Annotated in this window: 19 protein-coding genes; 5 read left to right on the top strand and 14 right to left on the bottom strand. The window is 70.7% G+C overall.

All coding sequences use genetic code 11. From position 1 onward, the window contains the following. Window positions 1-190: 190 nt before the first annotated feature. The 3 genes from HNR67_RS39230 to HNR67_RS39240 are packed head-to-tail and all read left to right on the top strand — an operon-like array spanning window position 191 to window position 2,937. Window positions 191-1,141, top strand: coding sequence for an ABC transporter substrate-binding protein (locus HNR67_RS39230; RefSeq protein ID WP_185008440.1), 951 nt, complete (start codon window positions 191-193; stop codon window positions 1,139-1,141). Further along, window positions 1,138-2,166: a FecCD family ABC transporter permease gene (locus HNR67_RS39235; protein WP_185008443.1), complete on the top strand. Its 1,029-nt coding sequence runs from the start codon at window positions 1,138-1,140 to the stop codon at window positions 2,164-2,166. The genes HNR67_RS39230 and HNR67_RS39235 overlap by 4 nt, the downstream gene beginning before the upstream one ends. Then, on the top strand, window positions 2,167-2,937 hold the full coding sequence (locus HNR67_RS39240; protein WP_185008445.1) for an ABC transporter ATP-binding protein: 771 nt from the start codon (window positions 2,167-2,169) through the stop codon (window positions 2,935-2,937). A 1-nt stretch (window position 2,938) separates the two neighbouring features. Here HNR67_RS39240 and HNR67_RS39245 read toward each other — a convergent pair whose 3' ends face one another. The 6 genes from HNR67_RS39245 to dctA all read right to left on the bottom strand — a co-directional run bounded on the left by HNR67_RS39245 (window position 2,939) and on the right by dctA (window position 6,775). Further along, the gene (locus HNR67_RS39245) at window positions 2,939-3,451 is read right to left on the bottom strand and encodes a hypothetical protein (protein ID WP_185008447.1); all 513 of its coding nucleotides are present in this window, start codon (window positions 3,449-3,451) and stop codon (window positions 2,939-2,941) included. Then, on the bottom strand, window positions 3,451-3,909 hold the full coding sequence (locus tag HNR67_RS39250; protein WP_185008449.1) for a hypothetical protein: 459 nt from the start codon (window positions 3,907-3,909) through the stop codon (window positions 3,451-3,453). The genes HNR67_RS39245 and HNR67_RS39250 overlap by 1 nt, the downstream gene beginning before the upstream one ends. 60 nt (window positions 3,910-3,969) lie before the next feature. Then, the gene (locus tag HNR67_RS39255; RefSeq protein ID WP_185008451.1) at window positions 3,970-4,212 is read right to left on the bottom strand and encodes a hypothetical protein; all 243 of its coding nucleotides are present in this window, start codon (window positions 4,210-4,212) and stop codon (window positions 3,970-3,972) included. 8 nt (window positions 4,213-4,220) lie between these two features. Continuing rightward, complete coding sequence (locus tag HNR67_RS39260; RefSeq protein WP_185008453.1) at window positions 4,221-4,532, bottom strand: hypothetical protein; 312 nt, start codon at window positions 4,530-4,532, stop codon at window positions 4,221-4,223. After that, a complete protein-coding gene (locus HNR67_RS39265) occupies window positions 4,529-5,227 on the bottom strand; it encodes a hypothetical protein (RefSeq protein WP_185008455.1) in 699 nt (232 codons plus the stop codon). The genes HNR67_RS39260 and HNR67_RS39265 overlap by 4 nt, the downstream gene beginning before the upstream one ends. Before the next feature lie 171 nt (window positions 5,228-5,398). Then, complete coding sequence (gene dctA / locus HNR67_RS39270; RefSeq protein ID WP_185008458.1) at window positions 5,399-6,775, bottom strand: C4-dicarboxylate transporter DctA; 1,377 nt, start codon at window positions 6,773-6,775, stop codon at window positions 5,399-5,401. A gap of 187 nt (window positions 6,776-6,962) precedes the next feature. Between dctA and HNR67_RS39275 the strand changes: the two genes are divergently transcribed. Then, window positions 6,963-7,919, top strand: coding sequence for a TAXI family TRAP transporter solute-binding subunit (locus tag HNR67_RS39275; protein ID WP_185008460.1), 957 nt, complete (start codon window positions 6,963-6,965; stop codon window positions 7,917-7,919). 37 nt (window positions 7,920-7,956) lie between these two features. Here HNR67_RS39275 and HNR67_RS39280 read toward each other — a convergent pair whose 3' ends face one another. After that, a complete protein-coding gene (locus HNR67_RS39280; protein ID WP_312989126.1) occupies window positions 7,957-9,489 on the bottom strand; it encodes a HAMP domain-containing sensor histidine kinase in 1,533 nt (510 codons plus the stop codon). A 9-nt stretch (window positions 9,490-9,498) separates the two neighbouring features. Then, complete coding sequence (locus HNR67_RS39285; protein ID WP_185008462.1) at window positions 9,499-10,161, bottom strand: response regulator transcription factor; 663 nt, start codon at window positions 10,159-10,161, stop codon at window positions 9,499-9,501. 112 nt (window positions 10,162-10,273) lie between these two features. Between HNR67_RS39285 and map the strand changes: the two genes are divergently transcribed. Next, entirely contained in the window at window positions 10,274-11,110 is an 837-nt protein-coding gene (map, locus tag HNR67_RS39290) for a type I methionyl aminopeptidase (RefSeq protein ID WP_312989128.1), read from the top strand. Between the two features lie 183 nt (window positions 11,111-11,293). Here the strand turns inward: map and lgt are convergent, their stop codons facing one another. The 6 genes from lgt to HNR67_RS39320 form a co-directional block, all read right to left on the bottom strand. Then, on the bottom strand, window positions 11,294-12,331 hold the full coding sequence (gene lgt, locus HNR67_RS39295; protein WP_185011641.1) for a prolipoprotein diacylglyceryl transferase: 1,038 nt from the start codon (window positions 12,329-12,331) through the stop codon (window positions 11,294-11,296). A gap of 85 nt (window positions 12,332-12,416) precedes the next feature. Further along, window positions 12,417-13,211: a tryptophan synthase subunit alpha gene (trpA, locus tag HNR67_RS39300; protein WP_185008464.1), complete on the bottom strand. Its 795-nt coding sequence runs from the start codon at window positions 13,209-13,211 to the stop codon at window positions 12,417-12,419. Then, complete coding sequence (trpB, locus tag HNR67_RS39305) at window positions 13,211-14,440, bottom strand: tryptophan synthase subunit beta (RefSeq protein ID WP_185008466.1); 1,230 nt, start codon at window positions 14,438-14,440, stop codon at window positions 13,211-13,213. The genes trpA and trpB overlap by 1 nt, the downstream gene beginning before the upstream one ends. Window positions 14,441-14,466: 26 nt before the next feature. Next, window positions 14,467-15,276: an indole-3-glycerol phosphate synthase TrpC gene (gene trpC, locus HNR67_RS39310; protein WP_185008468.1), complete on the bottom strand. Its 810-nt coding sequence runs from the start codon at window positions 15,274-15,276 to the stop codon at window positions 14,467-14,469. A gap of 84 nt (window positions 15,277-15,360) precedes the next feature. Next, window positions 15,361-15,936 carry a Trp biosynthesis-associated membrane protein gene (locus HNR67_RS46550; RefSeq protein WP_185008470.1) on the bottom strand — a complete coding sequence of 192 codons (576 nt, stop codon included), beginning with the start codon at window positions 15,934-15,936 and terminating at the stop codon, window positions 15,361-15,363. Further along, window positions 15,926-17,482, bottom strand: a complete 1,557-nt coding sequence (locus HNR67_RS39320) for an anthranilate synthase component I (protein ID WP_185008472.1) — start codon at window positions 17,480-17,482, stop codon at window positions 15,926-15,928. The genes HNR67_RS46550 and HNR67_RS39320 overlap by 11 nt, the downstream gene beginning before the upstream one ends. Window positions 17,483-17,490 lie beyond the last annotated feature (8 nt).

Below are 17,490 nucleotides of genomic sequence, written 5' to 3' on the forward strand. Positions count from 1 at the left end.
TAACAGGCAGGAAACCTGGAAACACCCCTCCTAGGGTGATGTCCGTCATTGCGCCGTAACGATTTACCTGCTCCATGCGACATAGCCGCAGACCCAACAGTACGCGTGTCCTGGTACTTCCCCGGGTACGGAGCGGAACACAGCGGTAACGTCCCGGGCAGTTTTCACCCGAACGACCGCAGAGGACTCGATGCGACTTCCTCGTAGTTTCCGCGCAGCACTCATCGCCGTCAGCGCCATCGCCCTCGTTGGCGGGTGCGCGAGCAGGGTTCCCGATCCAGCCCCCAGCCAAACCTCGGGTGCGGCGGAAGCGCCGTTCCCGGTGGAAGTGGCCGCGCCGGGCGGCAAACCGCTCACCCTGGCCAAGCGGCCGGAGCGGATCGTCTCGCTGAACCCGACCAGCACCGAGAGCCTGTTCGCGATCGGGGCCGGCAAGCAGGTCGTGGCCGTGGACGACCAGTCCAACTTCCCGGCCGAGGCGCCCAAGACCACGCTGTCCGGGTTCAAGCCGAACGTGGAGGCCATCGCCGGGCACCAGCCGGACCTGGTGATCGCCTCCAACGACGCCGAGGGCGTGGTGGCCGGGCTGGAGAAGCTGAAGATCCCGGTGCTGCTGCTGCCCGCGGCCAAGACCCTCGACGAGGCGTACGGGCAGATCAGCATCCTGGGTCAGGCCACCGGGCACGGCACGCCGGCCAACGAAGTGGTCAACAAGATGAAGGGCGAGATCAGCAAGCTGGTCCGGGAAACCCCGCGGCCCGCCGAGGGGCTGAAGTATTACCACGAGCTGGACCCGACCTTCTACACCGTGACCTCCAAGACCTTCATCGGTCAGATCTACGCCCAGTTCGGCCTGGTCAACGTGGCCGACGCGGCGGACAAGACGGGCAGCGGCTACCCGCAGCTCTCCGCCGAGCAGGTGGTCAACGCCGCGCCGCGGCTGATCTTCCTGGCCGATGTGCGCTGCTGCGGCCAGAACGCGGCCGCGGTGGGCGGGCGGCCGGGCTGGTCGACGGTGCCCGCGGTGCGCGAGGGCGGCGTGGTGGCCCTGGACGACGACATCGCCTCCCGCTGGGGACCGAGGGTGGTCGAGCTGGTGCGCACCGTGTCCCAGGCCGTGACCGCCGCCGGGAAGAAGTGACCGCCGCCGCTGTCCCCACCCGGCTCCGGTTCACCCACCTGGCACTCACCCTGCTGCTGTTGCTGGCGGTGGTGACCCTCGCGGTGCTGCTCGGCGCGATCGACCTTGGCTGGCAACGGGTGCTGGGCGAGATCCTCGCCCAGCTCACCGGCGGGCTGTCCCCGTTGTCCGCACGCGAGGCCGCGATCCTGTGGGAGCTGCGGGTGCCGAGGGTGGTGCTGGCCTGCCTGGTCGGCGCCGCCCTCGCCTCCTCCGGCGCCGCCTTCCAGGGCGTCTTCCGCAACCCCCTGGCCGACCCGTACCTGCTGGGCGCGGCGGCAGGCGCTGGCCTTGGCGCCACCCTGGCCGTGTTCGCGGTGCCCACCTTCAGCACCGGCCTTGGCGCGCTGCCCATCGCCGCCTTCGCCGGCGCGGTCCTCGGCGTCGGCCTCACCTGGGCCCTTGGCCGCTCAGCCGGTCCCGGCACCGCGACCCTGGTGCTGGCCGGGGTCGCGGTGGCCGCCTTCCTCACCGCCCTGCAGACCTTCGTGCAGACCCTGGACGTGGACAGCCTGCGCACCATCTACACCTGGATGCTCGGCGGCCTCGGCGGCGCGGGCTGGTCCCAGGTTCTGGTGGTGCTGCCCTACATCGCGCTGTCCAGCTTCGTGCTGTGCGCCAGCGGCAGGCTGCTGGACGTGCTGGGCGTGGGCGATGAGGAGGCCGCCGCGCTGGGCCTGCACCCCCGCCGGGTCCGGCTGATCGTGCTCGGCGCGGCGTCCCTGGCCACGGCGGCGGCGGTGTCGGTGAGCGGGCTGATCGGCTTCGTCGGCATCGTGGTGCCGCACGTGGTCCGCCTGCTGGTCGCGGGCAGTTACCGGGTGCTGGTGCCGCTGTCGTTGCTGGGCGGCGCGAGCTTCGTGGTGCTGGCCGACATGGTGGCCCGCACCGTGATCGCGCCGGGCGAGTTGCCCATCGGCGTCATCACGGCCTTCACCGGCGCCCCCTTCTTCGCGGTCGTGCTGCGCCGCTCCCGGAGGCTGTAGATGCTGGAGATCAACCAGGTGTCCGCCGGTTACCGCGGCCGGATCGCGGTAGCCGACGTCACGGTGACGGTCCCCCAGGGCAGCTGGCTGGCCGTGATCGGCCCCAACGGAGCAGGCAAGTCCACCCTGCTGAAAGCCGTGGCCAACGCCGTCCCCCACACCGGCACCATCACCCTGTCCGGCACCCCCGTAACCACCCTGACCAACCGGGCCCGAGCCCGCCAGATCGGCTACGCACCCCAAACCCCCACCCTGCCCGAAGGCCTCACCGTCACCGACTACGCCCTCCTCGGCCGAACCCCGCACCTGGGCTTCCTGGCCCGCGAAGGCACCTCGGACCTCACCCTGGTCGCCGATGTCCTGGCGCGCCTGGACCTGGCCCACCTGGCCGACCGTCCACTCCCGACACTGTCCGGCGGGGAGCGTCAGCGGGCGGTGCTGGCCAGGGTGCTGGCGCAGCAGGCGGGGTTGCTGTTGCTGGACGAGCCGACGACGGGGTTGGACATCGGGCACGCGCAGTCGCTGTTGGACCTGGTGGATCGGTTGCGGCTGGCGGATGGGACGACTGTGGTGAGCACGTTGCACGATCTGACGCTGGCCGGGCAGTACGCGGATCAGTTGCTGATGCTGGACGGGGGGCGGGTGGTCGCGGCGGGGGCTCCGGCGGAAGTGCTTACGGCGGAACGGGTTTCGCGGCATTACGGGGCTCGGGCCGAGGTGTTGACGGCGCCGGATGGGAGCCGGGTGGTGACGCCGGTGCGGGCGGGGTGAGTCAGAGGTTGGGGCGGGGGTACAGGCGGCGGCCGACGAAGAACGCCAGGCCCTGCAGGGCGATCGGCAGGTAGGCGACCACCACGAACACCCAGTCCCAGCCGTCGATGTGTCCACCCCGCCTGATCTCGGTCCGCATGACCCCGAGCAGGAAGAAGGTCAGACCCAGCGCGAAGAAGAAGAGGAAGCCCCAGATCCACCCCAGCATCTGGCGGCTCCGCTGCACCAGCAACAACTCGATCTGATCGCCCCGCAGGTGCCGCCACGGGTTCAGCACCAGAAACCCGGACATGGCCAGGAAAACGTCCATCGTCAGCGCGAAGATGTAGACGAACGAGATGATCACATCGGCTCTGCTGAGCAACTGCGCACCAAGCAGGACGACCAGCACCGCCAGCACCACCGCTGAGGATCCGATGAGCATGGCGAACCAGCCGCCGAGGGTGCGGAGTCGCCGCGCGTGTTCGGCGGGGATCGGCACCCAGACCGGCGGCTGTCCGAGGTAGATCGCCATTAGCGCGGCTTCCAGTCAGACCCATCGCCATCCTGGACGCTGGCGTCGCCCATCTGCCCGATCCGGCCCTGTGACCAGGTCTCGCCGACCATCCGCAGCTTCTCCTGGAGCGCGGACTGCTCGGCCTGGCAGGTGTTGACGTGTGCCAGCAGGCCGGTGATGAAGCTGCCGATGAGACTCGCTACCGACGGCAGCGCGGCAACGAGGATGACCAGCGCCAGCGGGATGCCGACGACGGTGGTGACCAGCGCCACCGCGGAGGCGATGCTGATGATGGCGACCACCACAGCGACCGTGATGCCCACCCAGAAGCTCTCGATGGAATTACCCAGGTTGACCAGCGAGCCGCGCATCTGTGTCGCCAGGTCCTTCAGCCCGTTCAGGCCGCTGACCTGGGTCGGGATTGTCAGCCGATAGGCCTCCGCAGCCTTGCCATCCCATTCCAAGGTGGTGTCCATCTTGCTCGGGTCAAGCGCACCGGCCAGGTCGTTCAGCTTGCCCGCGACCTCCGTCGACCACTACTCAGCAGCTTCCCGGACCCGACTGGCGTCCCCCCGGTCACCGAGCAGATCCTCGATTTGGTGGCCCAGCTGCATGCTGTTCCGGGCCAGCGCCTCCACCAGGAGGTCGATCCGCGGAATGATCCAGCGCAGTGGCTCCGGCACGCTGTTGATCGCCTGGTTCACCTGGCCGAAGAACTTCTTCAGGCCCTCGTCCATCTCACGCAGGCGCTGGTTGGCCCGCTGCACAGCCTCACTCACTGCTCCCCCTACTTCGTGGTGTTCTTCAGCGTGTGCAGGTTGGCCTCTTCCTCGCGCTGATACGTGTCCGCTGCCTGCCGCAGCGTCTCGCTGATCAGCCGGAAGGTCTCCGATGCCTTGCCGATCATGTCGCCCATGGTCGTGCGGGCCTGGAGGTAGGTCTGGTCCAGTCCCGCCTTGACCGCCCACTTGGACAGTTCCGGCGGGCCGAGGTGCAGGCCGTCCAGCGCTCGGCGCGGCTCCTCCAGGGCGTCCGCCGCCTCGTCCCAGCGGACGGCGTCGGCGCGCAGGGCCTCATAGGCCGCGGAAAGATCGGTCATGACAGCCCCAATCGGCGCAGCAGCAGGGACGGGTCGCTCACCAGTCCGGTCAGTTCGGTGATCGCCGGGCTGGTCGGCCACGTGGTGAGATCCGGGTCGGGTGTGCTCCGGCGGCGCAGTTCGCGCAGCACCTCGGTCAACTCGCCCTCGATCTCCGGGTTACGTGCCGAGTCGGCCCAGTACGGGTCCACCGTCAGTGTGCTGACCTGACCGTTCATCGCGGTGCCGCGCACATGCCCGCCCGCGCTCTCCACCTCGGTCCGCTGGTTCTGGACCGCGGCCAGCCGATCGGTCAGGGTGGCCAGTTCGGCGTCCACCGCGTCCATCAGCCGGAAGGCCGCGTCCGCGGTGAGTGGCGTGGTCTCCGGCGGCCTGGTCGGCACGGGCCAGGGTGGGACATCAGCCTGCCGCACCTCGTCGACCTGCTTGGCCAGGGCCTGCATCGTCGCGTTGTTGGCCGCACTCAGCACACTGCCGGCCAACGCCCTGGGATCCACCGAGCGGCGCCAGTCCGCCGCCAGCCGGACCGACAACACCTCGCCCAGCTCCCCCACCGCCACCGTCACCACCCGGTCGGCGTCCTGCCCGGTGATCCCGTCCGGCTCCGCCGAGTCCGCCTCCGGGGCCGGCCGGGACTTGGGTGTCGGCTCCCAGTCGTCGGCGTCCTCAAAACCCCAGCGTTGATCGTCACTCATCCGCATTCCCCCCTCTGGAATGAAGTCGGCAAGGCGAACGTACCCGATATACCGTCACCGCACCCGCACAACCAATCACGCTCCGACACAAAAGCCGTGGGCCGGACTCGCGAAACGCGAACCCGGCCCACGGCCTTCAGTGCGATGCCGGGAGATCCCGGCGACGGAGTGCTAGGAAGAACTCCCCGCCTTCTCCTTCTTGTCCTCGGCCGCGCCGTTCTCGGCCTTCATCAGCTCGTCCATGTCCACCAGGGACGGGTCGCGGAGCACCCGGTCCAGTTGTTCGCGGTCCAGCGCGTTCTGCCACCTGGCGACCACCAGGGTGCCCACGCCGTTGCCGATCAGGTTGGTGAGGGCTCTCGCTTCGGACATGAAGCGGTCGATGCCTGCGATCAGGGCGATGCCGATGCTGGCCTCGGGGATGACGTTCTGGAAGGCGACCAGGGAGGCGGCCAGGGTGACCAGGCCGGCTCCGGTGACGCCTGCCGCGCCCTTGCTGGAGAGCAGCATGAACAGCAGCAGGCCGATCTGGGTCCACAGCGGCAGGTGCGCGCCGGTGGCCTGGGCGATGAACAGGGCGCCCATGGTCAGATAGATGCAGGTGCCGTCCAGGTTGAACGAGTAGCCGGTCGGGATGGTCAGGCCGACCACCGACTTCTGCGCGCCCGCGGCCTCCAGCTTGACCAGCATCCGCGGCAGCACCGCCTCACTGGAGGAGGTGCCCAGCACGATCAGCAGCTCGTCCTTGATGAAGCGGATGAACTTGAAGATGTTGAACCCGGCCAGCTTCGCCACGCCGCCGAGCACCAGGATGATGAACAGCACGCAGGTCAGGTAGAAGGCGATCATGAGGAACGCCAGCGAGGTCAGCACCTTGGCGCCGTTGGTGCCGATCGTGTAGGCCATGCCGCCGAAGGCGCCGACCGGCGCCGCGTACATGACGATCTTGATGACGCCGAACATGATCTTGGCGACGGTGTCCAGCGCCTGCAGGGCCTTGGCGCCGCGTTCGCCCATCATGCCGATCGCGACCGCGACCAGCACCGCCAGCACCAGCACCTGGATCAGCTGGCCGCTGGTGAAAGCGCCGACGAAGGACTCCGGGACCAGGTGCAGGATGAACCCGGTGAAACCCTCCGTGCCCGCCGCCTTCTTCTGCGCGTCCGCGCCCGCCTTGAGGTCGGCGGCGCTGGGCTGCATGTCCAGGCCGACACCCGGCTGCAGGATGTTCACCACGATCATGCCGATCACCAGCGCGATCAGCGTCATCACGATGAAGTACATGATGGTGCGCAGTGCCAGGCCGCCGGCCTTGGCGAGGTTGCCCAGCCCCGCGATGCCGACGACGATCGTGCAGAAGATCGTGGGCGCGATGACCATCTTCACCAGATTGATGAACAGGTCCGCGAGCCACTTCAGCCCGGCTGCCTGCACGGGGAAGAGGATCCCGACCAGGATCCCCGCCGCGATCGAGACCAGCACCCAGAAGTAGAGGTGCCGGTAGATCGGCTTCCGCGTTCGCCCCCCAGCAGCGGTCGTTGCCAACATGTCCTCCTCGACATTGGTCCTTGTCCGGGCCGAATGCTCGTGACCGGAGAAGTTCACCGGCAAGCGACCTGGGCGAAACTTGAGACTGTCCTGACAAATTTCCGGGCTCGGTGATAAGGCCGTTACCAGAACACCGCCAGGCCGTAGCATGCGTGCCCGGTTCATCCTGACGGACTAGCCTGTGAGAATGCCGCATCCAGCGCTGACCCGCCGCGCGCTGTTGCTGGGCGGAGCCGGCGCGCTGGTGACCGCCACCGTGGGCAGTTGCACGCCCAGCACCCTGCCCGATCTGCCCGAGTTGATCCTGGCCACCGGGCCGCCCGGCGCGGTCTACCGGGAGATCGGCGGCGCGCTGGCCGACGAGCTGCAGAAGTACCTCCAGCGCACCGCGGTGCGCACCAGGCCCAGCGGCGCGTCGGTGGAGAACCTGACGCTGCTCAGCAGCAACCAGGCCCAGCTCGGGTTCGTCTCACTGGATGCCATGCTGGCCCGCCAGACCAGCCCGGTGCTCGGCGTGAGCGCGGTCGGGCGGCTCTACGACAGCTTCCTGCACCTGGTGGTGCTCAACAACTCCAAGGTGCGCACCGCCAAGGACCTGCCGGGGCGGCGGGTGGCGATCGGCGCGGCGGGCTCGGGCACCGAGTACACGGTGGAGAAGTTGCGCCGGATCGCCGGGCTGAACTTCAACGAGGTGCGGCTGACCCAGGCCGAGGCGGCCAAACAGCTGGAGGAGGGCGCGATCGACGCCTTCTTCACCCTCACCGGCATCCCGACCCCGGCGATCAGCGAGATGATCCGGCGGCAGGTGGCGATCCGGCTGGTGCCGCTTGCCGAACAGGCGGAGGTGCTGGCCAGTGGCGACTCCTCGGCCTACGTGCCCGCGACCATCCCGAAGACCACCTACGGCACCTACGTCCAGCCCGCGCGCACGGTCTCGGTGCCCAACCTGCTGGTGGCCAGGGAGGACCTGCCGGCCGAGGTGGTGAAGATCGTGGCCAACACGGTGTTCTCGCAGGCCGACTCGATCGCGATCAACCACCCGGAGGCGCGGCGGATCAACCGCAGCACCGGGATCGCCACCGGGCCGGTGCCGCTGCACCCGGGCGCGGCGGCCTGGTTCCGGGAGTACAAGCGGCTGGTCTGAGGCCGCGGACTAGATGCGGCGGGCTGGCCGCGGCGGGCTAGATGCCTGCGGGCAGGGTGCTCGGCGGTGGTGGCGGCGGGTCGTCGTCCTCGTCCTCGGGCGGGAGCACCGGCGGGCGGGAGAGGTGTTTGCGTTCGCCGTCCGGGCGGCCGTCGGCCGGGTCGGTGGGGTCGAAGAGCTGTTCGGCCGGGGCGACCGGCAGCCGGATGGCCACGTCCAGGCCGTGCGGATGTGCCTGGTGCAGCCGGAACTCGCCGCCCGCCGAGGTGACCAGTTCGCTGCAGATGGCCAGGCCGAGGCCGGTGCCGGAGATGTTCTGGTGCTTGGGCGAACGCCAGAACCGGTGCAGTGCGACGGAAAGCTCGGCCTCGTCCAGACCGACGCCGTCGTCGATGACGTGCAGTTCCACGTGGCCGTCCTCGGTGCTGTCGGCCGGATCCTCGTGCCGGGCCCAGACCCGGACCCTGGTGCCGCCGGAGAGCCGGATCGCGTTGCCGACCAGTTCGTCCAGCACGCTGCCCAGTCCGCCGGGTGGTTCGAGCACGCGCAGGCCCTCGGGGATGTCCAGGCGCAGCCGGATCGCGGCGCGTTGCGCGTTGGCCTGCCAGGCCGGTTCGTGCGCGGCGACGAGTTCGTCCAGCTCGACCGGTTCGGCCGCCGCGGCGCTGTCCAGCCGGGTGGCGGCGAGCAGGGCGTCCAGCACCCGGCCCATCTCCTCGGCCTCCTCCACCGCGAGCTGGTGGGCCTGGCGGGCGGGCTCGTCGGGTAGGTGCGGTTCCAGGTTCTCCACCGCGAGGCGCAGGCTCGCGAGTGGGTTGCGTAGCTGGTGGGAGGCGTCGGCGACGAAGTCCCGCTGCCTGCGCAGGGCCCGGCCGACCACGTCGACCATGGTGTTGAAGGAGCTGGCCAGGGTGCGCAGTTCGGGTGGTCCGTGCACGTCGGCGCGGGCGTCCAGGCGGCCGCTGGCGACCCTGGCGGTGACCTCGTCCAGGCGGCGGATGGGCCGCAGGATCCAGCGGGAGACCGGCCAGGCGGCACCGATCAGGGCGAGCAGCGGGACCAGGCCGTTGAGCGCGAGCAACAGCCAGGTGTTGACGATCTGGTGGCGCAGGCTGTCCGAGGGGGACACGGTGACCACGGCGGCCACCACCTGGCTGTCCCGGCCGACCGGTTCGACCACGACCAGCGGGGTGGTCTGCCAGGGCCAGACCACGCCGGGCGGGTTGGGTCGGTAGCCGGCGAAGGCCACGCTCAGGCCCTCGCGCACGCCGGGGGTGTTGAGGTCGATGGGGGTGTCGGAGGGCAGCATCACGTTGCCGCCGGGGTCGACCAGCACGGCGGGGATGTTGTAGAGCCGGTGGTAGCGGGTCAGCTCGTCCTGCAGCGGGGCGGTGCGGTCCAGCGCGAGCACGTTCTCGGCGAGCGCGGCGAACCGGCTGGCGTCGCTGAGCCGGTCCAGGTAGACCGACTGGGTCTCCTGCTGGCCGATCGCGGCGGCCAGTGGCACCCCGAAGGCGGCGGCCATCGCCACCAGCAACGGCACCAGCACCGCGAGCAGTCGGCGGAGCACCCCGGCCCCCTACCGGGCCATGCGGTAGCCGACGCCGCGCACGGTCTCGATGCGCACGAACGGGCCGAGCTTGCCGCGCAGGGTGGCGATGTGGGTGTCCAGGCTGCGCGAGCGGGCCTCCCAGCTGGCGTGCCAGACCTGGTCCAGGATGCGGTCCCGGCTGACCACGCTGCCCGGCCGGGCGGCGAGCAGGGCGAGCACGTCGAACTCCTTGCGGGTGAGCGTGATCTGCTCGCCGGAGACGGTGGCGGTGCGCGAGCCGAGGTCCAGCCGCAGCGGGCCGACCTCCATCACCTCGTGCTCCTCGCTGTCCGCGCGGGCGGCCCTGGTGCGGCGCAGCACGGCCTCGATCCTGGCCAGCAGCTCGGCGGTGCCGAAGGGTTTGACCACGTAGTCGTCGGCGCCGCTGCGCAGGCCGAGCACGCGTTCGCGTTCCTCGCTGCGCGCGGTGACGGCGATGACCGCGGTGCCCTCGCGTTGCCGGAGTTTGCGCAGCACGTCCAGACCGTCGGCGTCGGGCAGGCCGAGGTCGAGCAGCACCACATCGGCCGGGGCCGCCTGGAGCGCCGCGGCCGCGGTGGCGGCGCGGAGGACTTCGTAGCCGGCGTGCTGCAACGCGGTCACCAGCCCGCGTGCCACCCGGTCGTCGTCCTCCACTACGAGGATCCGCATGAGGATCGATACTAGGCCGCGGCGGAGGGCACTGATGTCCACTACGCCGCCGAGATCGACTCGGACATGGCAGAATTCGAACCACCGGCAGTGCACCAGGCCACCGGAGTGAGTGACCACACGCCTGGAGGCGGCCATGGTGATCCGGAAAACGGATGCCGAGATCGAGCAGATGGCGACGGCGGGAGCGATCCTGGCCGAGGTGCACGAGGAACTACGCGCGGCCCTGCGCCCCGGCCTGACCACCGCTGATCTGGACAAGGTGGCGGCGCGCACGATCGAGAAGCGCGGCGCGAAACCCGGTTTCTTCGGCTACAACGGCTACCCCGCGGTGATCAACGCCTCGGTTGGTGACCAGATCGTGCACGGCATCCCCTCGCGGGAGACGAAGCTGCGCGCCGGCGACGTGCTCAGCCTGGACTGCGGGGTGGTCTGGAACGGGTTCCACTCGGATGCGGCCTGCACGTGGATCGTGGGTGGCGAGGAGGCCGCGCCGGAGCCGTTGCGGGTGCTGGTGGCGGAGACCTATCGCGCGCTGTGGGCCGGGATCGGGGCGTTGCGGGTGGGTAATCGGATCGGGGATGTCTCGGCGGCGATCGGGGCGGTGGGGGCCGCCGGGGGGTACGGGGTGGTGTCGGACCACAACGGGCACGCGATCGGGGGGCATGGGATCGGGCGGTCGCTGCATGAGGATCCGTTCGTGCCTGGGCGGGGACGGCCAGGGCGGGGGTTGCGGCTGAAGCCTGGGTTGGTGCTGGCTATCGAGCCGATGTTCACGACGGGGCATCCTGGGTTCCGGACGCTGGGGGATGACTGGACCGTGGTGACGGTGGACGGGAGCACGGCGGCCCACTGGGAGCACACGGTGGCGATCACCGAGGGCGGACCCCGGGTACTGACCGCTCGCCCCGAGGAACTGGGACGGACTGAGCTGTCACACCTGGGCTGATCGCCAAGACCGACCCAGGCGACTCCACCCGCCCACAACGGCCAACGACCCGTCCCACAACGGCCAACACGCCGACAGGGTTTCAACCCTGCCGGCGTGTTGGCCGTTCTCGTACCGCGTGTTGGCCGTTCTGGTACGGCGTGTTGGCCGTTCTTGTACGCCTTGTTGGCCGTTGTGGGCGGGTCAGGCTTCGGGCTTGGGGTCTTCCTTGCGGGGTGCCGGGTCCTTGGGGGCCTGGTCCGCGGGGGTGTCGGCGGGGACCTTGGCCTCCTCGGGCTTGGGGCCCAGGCCGGCGGGGGGTTCTTCGCCTTCGGGGGTGGGCCTGGTGGGGTCGTCCTCGTCCGGGGCTGGGTCCTGGCGCCAGTCGGCCGGGTCCTCGCGCTTGCCGCGGACCAGGAGCAGGAAGGCGACGGCGCCCAGGAAGACCACGGCACTGACGATGACGTTGATGCGGACGCCGAACACCAGGGTGGCGGTGTCGGTGCGCATGATCTCGATCCAGAAGCGGCCCGCGGTGTAGCCGGCCACGTAGAGGGCGAAGACGCGGCCGTGGCCCAGCCGGAACTTGCGGTCGGCCCAGACCAGCAGCAGGGCCACACCCAGGTTCCAGATCAGCTCGTACAGGAACGTGGGGTGGACCACCGCGATGGGGGTGTGGTCGGTGGCGACGCCGCCGAGGGCGTCGGGGAGGCCGGTGTCCGGGTTGATGCGGCGGTAGATCTCCAGGCCCCATGGCAGGTCGGTGGGGCCGCCGAAGAGTTCCTGGTTGAACCAGTTGCCGAGGCGGCCGACCGCCTGGGCGACCACGATGCCGGGGGCGACCGCGTCGGCGAAGACGGCGAGCGGGACGCCCCGGCGGCGGCAGCCGATCAGGGCGCCGACCGCGCCAAGGGCGATGGCGCCCCAGATGCCAAGGCCGCCGTTCCAGATGTAGAGGGCCTCGATCGGGTTGCCGTCGGGGCCGAAGTACTTGGGCCAGTCCGTGGCCACGTGGTACAGCCTGCCGCCGATGAGCCCGAAGGGCACCGCGTACACCGCGACGTCCACCACCGTGCCGGACTCGCCACCGCGGGCGATGAGGCGGCGTTCGCCCCACCAGATCGCGATGATGATGCCCGCGATGATGCACAGCGCGTAGGCACGCAACGGGAACGGCCCGAGCTGCCACACGCCGCGGTCAGGGCTGGGGATGGTCGCCAGGAAGGCCGAGGAATCGGCCATCAGTGCGGTCAGCGTCGCGCCAGTCACAGGCCACACCGTAGCCCCCCGGCGTCAGCTCACGGTGTGCCGGGAGGGGAACTGCCGATCACGCGCCGGTCACGACCGCCGACCGCACGCCCGCCGCGAGTTCCCCGGCCAGCTCACGCACGCCCTGTTCGCCACGCGCCGTGGCCGAGACGAAGGCCGAGCCGACGATGACCGCGTCCGCGAACGCGGCCACCTCGGCCGCCTGCGCGCCGGAGCGGACGCCGAGGCCGACGCCGACCGGGATGTCGGTGTGCTGGCGGAGGCGGCCGACCAGGGTCGGGGCCATGCTGCTGACGGTGTCCCTGGCGCCGGTGACGCCCATGGTGGAGGCGGCGTAGAGGAAGCCGCGGCTGGCCTTGGCCGCGCGGACCAGGCGTTCGTCGGTGGAGGCCGGGGCGACCAGGAAGATGCGGTCCAGGTCGTGCGTCTCGGCGGCGGCCAGCCAGTCCTCGGCCTCGTCCGGGATGAGGTCCGGGGTGATCACGCCGAGGCCACCGGCGGCGGCCAGGTCGCGGGCGAAGGCGTCCACGCCGTAGCGGTGCACCGGGTTCCAGTAGGTCATGACCACCGCGCGGCCGCCCTTGGCGGCGAGGGCCTCGACGGTGGGGAACAGGTCCCGCACCCGGAAGCCGTTGCGCAGCGCCTGGTGCGCGGCGGCCTCGACCGTGGGGCCGTCCATCACCGGGTCGGAGTGCGGCAGGCCGACCTCGACCAGGTCGCAGCCGCCGTCGATCATCGCCGAGAGCAGCGCGGTGCCCTCGGGGACCGTGGGGTAGCCCGCGGGCAGGTAGCCGACCAGTGCCGCGCGGTTCTCGGCGCGGCAGGTCTCGAACAGCGGGGCGAGCCGCGACATCAGGCGTCCTCTCCGACCAGGCCGAACCACTTCGACGCCGTGTGCACGTCCTTGTCCCCGCGCCCGGACAGGCACACCAGGATGGTGCCGTCGGGACCGAGTTCCCGGCCGAGTTCGAGCGCGCCGGCCAGCGCGTGCGCGGACTCGATGGCCGGGATGATGCCCTCGGTGCGGCAGAGCAGCTGGAAGGCGGCCATCGCCTCGGCGTCGGTGACCGGCCGGTACTCGGCCCGCCCGATGTCCTTGAGCCAGGAGTGCTCCGGCCCGACCCCCGGGTAGTCCAGCCCCGCGGAGATCGAGTGCGCCTCGGTGATCTGCCCGTCCTCGTCCTGCAGCAGGTAGGACCGGGTGCCGTGCAGCACGCCGGGGCTGCCGGCGGACAGCGTCGCGCCGTGCCTGCCGCTGTCCAGGCCCTCGCCGCCGGGCTCCAGGCCGACCAGCCGCACGGCCGGGTCGTCGATGAAGCCGTGGAAGATGCCGATCGCGTTGGACCCGCCGCCCACACAGGCCGCCACCACGTCGGGCAGCTTCCCGGTGCGCGCCAGCACCTGTTCCCGCGACTCCTGCCCGATGACCTTGTGCAGGTTGCGCACGATCACCGGGAACGGGTGCGGACCGGCCGCGGTGCCCAGCAGGTAGTGCGTGCGGTCGACGTTGGCCACCCAGTCCCGCAGCGCCTCGTTGATCGCGTCCTTGAGCGTGCGCGACCCGGTCTTGACCGGGATGACCTCGGCGCCCAGCAGCCGCATCCGGGCCACGTTGAGCGCCTGCCGCTCGGTGTCGACCTCGCCCATGTAGACCAGGCACTCCAGCCCGAGCAGCGCGCAGGCGGTGGCCGTGGCCACGCCGTGCTGCCCGGCCCCGGTCTCCGCGATCACCCGGGTCTTGCCCATCCGCTTGGTCAGCAACGCCTGGCCCAGCACATTGTTGATCTTGTGCGAGCCGGTGTGGTTGAGGTCCTCGCGCTTGAGCAGGATCCGCGCGCCGCCCGCGTGCTCACCGAAGCGCGGGGCGTCGGTGAGCGGGGACGGGCGGCCCGCGTAGTCCTTGAGCAACCGGTCCAGCTCGCCGGTGAACTCCGGGTCCACCCTGGCCGACTCATAGGCCGCTGACAGCTCGTCCAGCGCGGCGACCAGGGCCTCCGGCATGAACCGGCCGCCGTAGGGGCCGAAGTGGCCACGGTCGTCCGGGCCGTGCTCGAGGAGCTGTTCGGACTGGTTGACGCTCATGTTGTGCTTGCTCTCCTAGAGCGAGTTCAGCGACTGGGTCGCGGGCACGCGGGGTGCGATCCGGCGGTCACCAACTGGGTCACCGCTGCCCTGGGGTCACCACTGGTCACCAGGCCCTCGCCGACCAGCACCGCGTCCGCGCCGACCCCGGCGAAGGCCATCAGGTCGCCGGGACCGCGCACACCGGACTCGGCGATCTTGATGGTCTCCCAGGGCAGGCCGGGCGCGATCCGCCCGAACACGTCCCGGTCGACCTCCAGCGTGTGCAGGTTGCGGGCGTTGATCCCGATCACCTTGGCACCGGCCTCCAGCGCGCGGTCGGCCTCCTCCGCGGTGTGCACCTCGACCAGCGCGGTCATCCCGAGCGACTCGACCCGGTCCAGCAGCGACTCCAGCGCGAACTGCTCCAGCGCCGCCACGATCAGCAGCACCATGTCCGCGCCGTGTGCCCGCGCCTCGTGCACCTGGTACGGGGTGACGATGAAGTCCTTGCGCAGCAACGGAACATCGACCACCGCGCGCACCGCGTCAAGATCGGCCAGCGAGCCGCCGAAGCGACGGCCCTCGGTCAGCACGCTGATCACCCTGGCGCCACCGGCCGCGTAATCCTTGGCCAGCTCGGCCGGTTCCGGGATGTCGGCCAGCGTGCCCTTGGACGGGCTGCGCCGCTTGACCTCCGCGATCACGCCGACACCCGGCGCACGCAACGCCGCCAGCACGTCCTTGGCCGCCGGGGCCAACTGGGCGCGTTCCTTGATCAACTCGAAGGGGACCTCCGCCTCACGGACGGCCAGATCCGCGCGCGCACCCTCGACAATCTCCTCCAGGATGCTCACGCGCACTCCCCGTTTTGCCTCAGCTCGCTCGCAAGCTCCCGCACTTGAAACCCCTTCCCGCCGCGCCGAAGCGCCGAAAGGATGCTAACCCCGCCGCCGGTCGGCTTCTGGCATCGGGTCGGCAGATCCGCCCTGGGTAGCAAGGTCGTTCGTCGTTTCGGCGGTGTCGCGCAGGGTGGGATCGGCCCCGGAGTCGAGGCTGTCCCACAGGCGACGATCAGCGTCAACCGATCGGCGGACCTGGCTTGACGCGGCATATTTTCCACCCATCCGCGGCATTCGGTGCCCCTTGACCAGCACCAGGATCCCACTGCCGAACAGGGTAAGCAGGCCAACCACCGCGAGTGCTGAACCAGCCACGGAGTGCGAGGAGAACCCGTCCCACAGCAACACCGCGCCGCCACAGGCGACCACCGCGACGATCCCGCCGAGCACCCGCCGGAACCAACCGCCCGCGGCCAGCACGCCCGCGACGGCGGCCACCGCGAAGGCGGCCAATCCGGCCGCCGGGGCCAGTCCGGCGGCCAGTCCACTGGCGCCCCAGAGCAGACCGGCGGTGACCGCGAGCAGCAGCAGGACAGTCCACAGTGGACCGCTGCCGGGCCGCCGTGGCGCCGGTGCGGACGCCGGCTCGCCGACGGGCTCTGGTTCAGCGCTCACTGGCCAGCTCCAGGGTCTCCGCGGTGGCGATCGCGGCCAGCACCGCGCGCGCCTTGTTGAGGCATTCGGTGTCCTCTGCGACCGGATCGGAGTCGGCCACCACGCCCGCGCCCGCCTGCACGTAGGCCCGGCCCTGCTTCATCAGCGCGGTGCGGATGGCGATCGCGGTGTCGGCGTCCCCGGCGAAGTCGAGGTAGCCGACCACGCCGCCGTAGAGGGCGCGGCGACTGGGCTCCAGCTCCTCGATCAGCTCCATCGCGCGCGGTTTGGGCGCGCCGGAGAGGGTGCCTGCCGGGAAGCAGGCGGTGACCGCGTCGAAGGCGGTGCGGCCGGGGGCCAGCTCACCGGTGACCGCGGAGACGATGTGCATGACGTGGCTGTACCGCTCCACGCTGAAGAAATCGACCACGTGCACCGAGCCGGGCGTGCAGACCCGGCCGAGGTCGTTGCGGGCCAGGTCGACCAGCATCAGGTGCTCGGCGCGTTCCTTCTCATCCGAGAGCAGGTCCTTGGCCAGCAGCGCGTCCTCCTCGTCGTCGGCGCCGCGCCAGCGGGTGCCCGCGATGGGGTGGGTGGTCACCTTGCCGTCCCGGACTGTGACCAACGCCTCGGGGCTGGATCCCACGATGTCGAACCCGTCCAGCCGCAGCAGGTACATGTACGGGCTGGGGTTGGTGGTGCGCAGCACCCGGTAGACGTCCAGCGCGTCCGCGTCGGTGTCCACTTCGAACCGTTGCGAGATGACGATCTGGAACGCCTCGCCGGCCCGGATGGCCTCCTTGGCGGTCTCCACCGCGGCCCGGTAGTCGGTGCTGGTGCGCTGCCGGTCGAAGCGCGGCTGCGGACGCTGGAAGACCGCGGCGGTGGGTGCGGCCGCGGTGCACAGGTTCGCGGTCATCCGCTCCAGCCTGGCCACCGCGTCGTCGTAGGCGGCGTCGACCCGTTCGTCGGTGTCGTCCCAGTTCACCGCGTTGGCGATGAGGGTGATGACGCCCTCGTGGTGGTCCAGCGCGGCCAGGTCGGTGGCCAGCAGCATGACCAGCTCGGGGATGTCCAGGTCGGCCGTTGCCAGGCTGGGCAGCCGTTCCAGGCGGCGCACGGTGTCGTAGCCGAGGTAGCCGACCATGCCGCCGGTCAGCGGCGGCAGACCGGGCAGCGGATCGGTGTGCAGTGCCTCGACGGTCTGTCGCAGCGCGACCAGCGGGTCGCCACCACTGGGCATGCCCACCGGCGGCGTGCCGGTCCACACGGCCTCGCCGTCGGCCACGGTGAGCGCGGCCGGGCTGTGCACGCCGACGAAGGACCAGCGGGACCAGGAACGCCCGTTCTCGGCGGACTCGAACAGGAAGGTGCCGGGCCGGCTGGCGGCGAGTTTGCGGTACACCCCGAGCGGGGTCTCGCCGTCGGCGAGCAGTCGGCGCACCACCGGGATCACCCGGCGACCGCGGGCGAGTTCGCGGAACTCCTCCCGGCTCGGGCTGACCTCGCCCATCGGCGTGCCGCCGGGGCGGGTGCTGGTGACTGTGGGGCTGACCGCGCTGACCATGCGGGACA

Source organism: Crossiella cryophila (assembly GCF_014204915.1).
In the GTDB taxonomy this organism is placed as follows: Bacteria; Actinomycetota; Actinomycetes; order Mycobacteriales; family Pseudonocardiaceae; genus Crossiella; species Crossiella cryophila.